At 71.7% G+C, this 4,398-nt stretch carries 5 protein-coding genes; 1 reads left to right on the top strand and 4 read right to left on the bottom strand.

What is annotated here, in order from left to right:
* The coding region (locus tag IJH84_RS28020; RefSeq protein WP_295150934.1) for a D-arabinono-1,4-lactone oxidase at positions 1 to 1,176 on the top strand (1,176 nt) is incomplete at its 5' end.
* A gap of 37 nt (positions 1,177 to 1,213) precedes the next feature.
* Here the strand turns inward: IJH84_RS28020 and IJH84_RS28015 are convergent.
* The 4 genes from IJH84_RS28015 to IJH84_RS28000 all read right to left on the bottom strand — a co-directional run.
* Positions 1,214 to 1,870 carry an SDR family oxidoreductase gene (locus tag IJH84_RS28015; RefSeq protein WP_200068061.1) on the bottom strand — a complete coding sequence of 219 codons (657 nt, stop codon included), beginning with the start codon at positions 1,868 to 1,870 and terminating at the stop codon, positions 1,214 to 1,216.
* A 61-nt stretch (positions 1,871 to 1,931) separates the two neighbouring features.
* Positions 1,932 to 2,561, bottom strand: a complete 630-nt coding sequence (locus IJH84_RS28010) for a hypothetical protein (protein ID WP_233626540.1) — start codon at positions 2,559 to 2,561, stop codon at positions 1,932 to 1,934.
* A gap of 263 nt (positions 2,562 to 2,824) precedes the next feature.
* Positions 2,825 to 3,607, bottom strand: coding sequence for an IclR family transcriptional regulator (locus IJH84_RS28005; RefSeq protein WP_295150931.1), 783 nt, complete (start codon positions 3,605 to 3,607; stop codon positions 2,825 to 2,827).
* A 132-nt stretch (positions 3,608 to 3,739) separates the two neighbouring features.
* Positions 3,740 to 4,398 (bottom strand): dihydrofolate reductase family protein (locus tag IJH84_RS28000; RefSeq protein WP_295150928.1); only part of this gene is annotated, 659 nt, incomplete at its 5' end.

Raw genomic sequence — 4,398 nt, 5'->3', positions numbered from 1 at the left:
CTGGGCAGCGGGCACTCGTTCACCGGCGTCGGCGCGCCCGCAGACGGCGCGCTCGCGCTCGACCTGAGCCAGTGGAGCGGCATCGAGCACGCCTGCCCACCGCACGTCACCGTTCTCGCAGGCACACCGCTGCACCGGCTCAACAGGGAACTGGCCGAGCTCGGACTGGCGCTGCCGAACCTCGGCGACATCGACCGGCAGACCGTCGCAGGCGCGATCTGCACCGGCACCCACGGCACCGGAGCCGCGCTCGGCGGGCTGGCCACCCAGGTGGCCGGACTCGAACTGCTGCTCGCCGACGGGACGCTGCGCCGCTGCTCGGCCACCGAGAACCCCGAGCTGTTCGCCGCCGCCCGCGTCGGCCTGGGCGCGCTGGGTGTGCTGACCAAGGTGACCTTGCGCTGCGTACCCGCGTTCGACCTGGAAGCCGACGAGCACCCGGAACCGCTGGACGACGTGCTGGCGCGGTTCGACGAGCTGGCCGATGGCAACGACCACTTCGAGTTCTACTGGTTCCCGCACAGCCGCCGGACGCTGGTCAAGCGCAACAACCGGTTGCCCGCCGGTCGGCACCCCGAGCCGCTGGGACGGGTGCGCGAGTTCTTCGAGTACGAGCTGATGGAGAACCGGGCCTTCGGCGCGGTGTGCCACCTCGGCCGCGCGTGGCCCGGCCTGGTCCGGCCGCTCAACCGGTTCTGCGCCGCGACCTGGTCGGCCCGGCACTACAGCGACGTCGCGCGGAAGGTGTTCGTCACCCGGCGCCGGGTGCGCTTCGTCGAGTCGGAGTACGCGATCCCGCGCGCCGAGCTGCCCGGCGTGCTCACCGCCCTGCGCACCGCCGCCGACCGGCTCGCCGAGCCCGTGATGTTCCCGGTCGAAGTGCGGGTCGCCGCTGCCGACGACATCTGGCTGTCCACCGCGCACCAGCGGGAAACGGCTTATGTGGCGGTGCACCAGTTCGCCGGGATGCCGCACCGCGCCTGGTTCGACGCCTTCTGGTCCATAGTGGACTCGGTGGGCGGGCGGCCGCACTGGGGCAAGCTGCACCGGCTGGACGCGGCCGCGTTGCAGCAGCGCTATCCGCGCTTCGACGACTTCCGCCGACTGCGGACCGAACTCGACCCGGGCGGCCTGTTCGCGAATCCCTACCTGGCCCGGATCCTCGGCCCGGGGTGAGCGAACCGCGCCATTCGCGCGGCCCGCTCACCGAGCTTCAGGAAACGACCGCGCGAACCGCCTCCGCGACGGGAGTCGCACCGCTGATCAAGGTGAGCGCGTGGCCGGTCGACTTCGGCTCGTCCAGCAGCGCGACCAGCACCGCGGCCACGTCCGAGCGCGGAATCTCCGCCCGCTGCAGCTCCGTGGTCAGCAACACCTGCCCGGTGGGCTGATCATCGGTGAGGATGCCGGGACGCAAGATCGTCCAATCCAGGTCCCGCTCGCGCAGATCCTGCTCCGCGGCGCGCTTGGCATCCAGGTACGCGCCGAACACCTCACCCACGTCCGGCGGGTTCGGATTCGCCGTACCGATTGCGCTGACCTGCACGAACCGCCGCACGCCCGCCTGCTCGCAGGCGCGCGCCAGCAGCGCGGAAGCGCCGCGGTCGACGGTTTCCTTGCGGGCCACGCCGCTGCCCGGACCGGCGCCCGCGGCGAACACGGCGGCATCAGCGCCTTCGAGGTGACCGGCCAGCGTGTCCGCATCGGCCGATTCCAAGTCGAGCACCACCGGTTCCGCGCCGTCCGCGCGCAGGTCGTCGGCGTGCTCCGGATTGCGGATCAACCCGGTCACCGCGTCACCCCGGTCGGCCAGCCGACGCGTCAGGTGTCGGGCGATCTTTCCATGTCCTCCGGCTACCACGACTCGCATGACCAGCACCCTATGACCGCACCGCGGCAGCGCGCACAGATCGGGCTCGGCTGCGGCTGCGTCAGCTGCGCGAAGGCGCCGGCGCCTCGGCGCAGAGCAGTTGCTGGTAGACGACCTCGTTGACCCAGCGGGAAACGGCCGTGTGCTCGATCGGCGGCGCGTCCGCGAACGACCTGCCCGGCAGCTGGACCTGCACGTTCTCCGAGTCCGCGCTGAGCACCGCCACGCCGAACTGCCGAGCCCGGATCAGGCAGGTGGACATGAAGTCGCTGGCGTCGGTGACGCTCTTGGGCACCACGATCGCGGTGCTGGTGAACCGGGCGAACGGCACCGCGGCCGTCAGCGCGGTCCGCCAGTGCCGCGCCGGGGCGAGCATCCCCGCCAGGTGCGCTCCGGGCGGCGGTACCCGCCCGTCCATCTCCGGCCACACCCAGGTGGCTATCTCGGCCCGGTCCAGCACCGGCTCGCTGCCGAAGCACAGCCGCTCGGCGTGCGCGTCCGGGACCAGCTCGGCCACCGGGACAACGTGCCTGCCCAGCATCTTGACCGGCGGCAGCACACTGCCCGCCCAGCCGAGCGCGTCCGCGGCCAGCGTCGAGAGCTTGCCGATGGAGGCCGGTAATTCGAGCGGCGACCGCACCTGGGCCGAGCAGACCCGGACCTCGTTGTCGACCGTGGTACGTCCCGGCATTCCGGTCACGGCTCCCCGCCTCCCTCGATGCGCTGACCGTCCGCGAAAAAGCGCTTGCGCACCCGGCGGATGTGCATCCCGGCCGGGCAGTTCGACTAAAACAGGTCCCGGCCGTTTCCTCTGCGCCGTCGCGGTGTTCCTGCGACCGGCGGCGCTGGGCGGTCGGTGACCGGTCGGTGAGCGGTTGGCCGACTTCAGCCCGGCGGTGCGGCCAATCAGGTGACGCACGGAAGGGGCGTCAGCCTTCCTGCGCCGATCACCGGTCAGCCCACTCCGGAGTGCGCCCCAGCCTGTTCCAGCAGCCGCCTGCGAATCGCCTCCGCCGCCGGCAGCAACGGCTTGACCAGCTTGGAAGGCTCGGCGCGGACGCTGCGTGCGACGAGCCCGAGCGCGGCGATCACGGCCCCGTCCCCGGCCCGCAGCGGCACCGCCACCGAACAATTACCGAGCGTCATCTCCTCGGACGTTTGCGCGAACCCCCGGCTGCGCACCGCGTGCAGCTCACGGCCCAACCGCCCGGGCTCGGTGATCGTGTACGGGGTGTGCCGGGCAAGTCCCTGCTCGCAGTACTCGTGCACGACGACGGCCGGCGCGTGGGCCAGCAGCACCTTGCCGACTCCGGTGCTGTGCAGCGGCAACCTGCCACCCGTCCGAGAAACGATCGACACCGATCGAGGGGCGGTCAGCTTCTCCACGTACACGGCATCCCAGCGATCGCGCACCGCGAGGTGCACGTTTTCCCGCGTCGTCTCGCACAGCTCCTGCATGAACGGCAGCGCGGCGTCGCGCAGGCTCGTGTTCAGCGGCGCGAGCATCCCGATCTCCCACAGCCGCAGGCCGATCGCGTAACGCCCGTCGGCGTCGCGCTGCAGCGCGCCCCAAAGCTCCAGCTCACCGACCAGCCGGTGCGCCGTGGCCAGCGGGATTCCCGCGCGCCGCGCGATCGCGGTCAGCGTCAGCCGGCTGTGCTCGAGGTCGAACGCGGTCAGCACGCTCAACGCGCGAGCCGTCACCGACCGCCCGGCATCCCGGCTGTTGCCCGCCATCGAACCTCCCGCGGCGAAACCACCGGACGGCGTCACCCGATCAACTCCGCCCGCGCAAGGTCCAGCCCAGCACAGTCCCCGCCCCCGGCCAAGACCCGGATTCCGACGCGGGCACCGGGTTTCCCGGCGAGTTCACGGCCGGACGGCGAGATGCCCGGTGAGCAACCGGTCGAAGTCCGCGGCGCGTTCGACGTTGGCGAGGTGCGCGGCGTGCGGCAGTACTTCCAGGCGGGCGTTGTCGCCGATGCCGTCCGCGATCGCGGCGCCGTGCTCCGGCGGCGTCGCCGGATCGTCCGCGCCGGAGATCACCAGCGTCGGCGCGCTGCCATCGAGCACGTTGGCAGCGCGCGGCGTGCGCAGTTCGCGGTCGAGTACGACGCGCAACGGCGCGATGCTCTTGTTCTCTTCGCCGTCCGCAGCCAGAGCGGCTAGGCGCAGTGTCAGCCGCGGATCGTCGGCGAGCACGGTGCCGCTGCCGGTCAGAATCGCCGACGAGCGCGCACGCCAATACTGCACGTCTTCGCGCGCGGCCTTACCGGTGATCCATTTCGATTCGCCGTTCGACAGCGCCGTGCGCCCATCGAGACTCATCGCGAGCTTCACGCGCAGCCACGGCCGTCCGCGCTCGACGCGCGAAAAAAAACCGCGGTTGAGCTCGCGTGCCGCGCTGCGCATCAAGCCCGATTCGACGGCAATGCCTGCCGCGCGCATGCGCGCGATGGCGCCGCCCTCGTGCTGAAACGCGTCCTCGCTCGCGATGACCACGCGCACCACGCCCGCGGCGATCAGCG

The sequence above is a fragment of the Saccharopolyspora sp. genome, from assembly GCF_017434145.1.
Taxonomy (GTDB): domain Bacteria; phylum Actinomycetota; class Actinomycetes; order Mycobacteriales; family Pseudonocardiaceae; genus Saccharopolyspora_C; species Saccharopolyspora_C galaxeae.
The sequence above is the reverse complement of the archived record's forward strand: the minus strand, read 5'-3'. Positions and strand labels throughout refer to the sequence as shown.

Bases quoted from the DNA above. Each gene is read 5' to 3' on its own strand.
- IJH84_RS28015 (WP_200068061.1), bottom strand. From the start codon at position 1,870: ATGCGAGTCGTGGTAGCCGGAGGACATGGAAAGATCGCCCGACACCTG.
- IJH84_RS28010 (WP_233626540.1), bottom strand. From the start codon at position 2,561: ATGCCGGGACGTACCACGGTCGACAACGAGGTCCGGGTCTGCTCGGCC.
- IJH84_RS28005 (WP_295150931.1), bottom strand. From the start codon at position 3,607: ATGGCGGGCAACAGCCGGGATGCCGGGCGGTCGGTGACGGCTCGCGCG.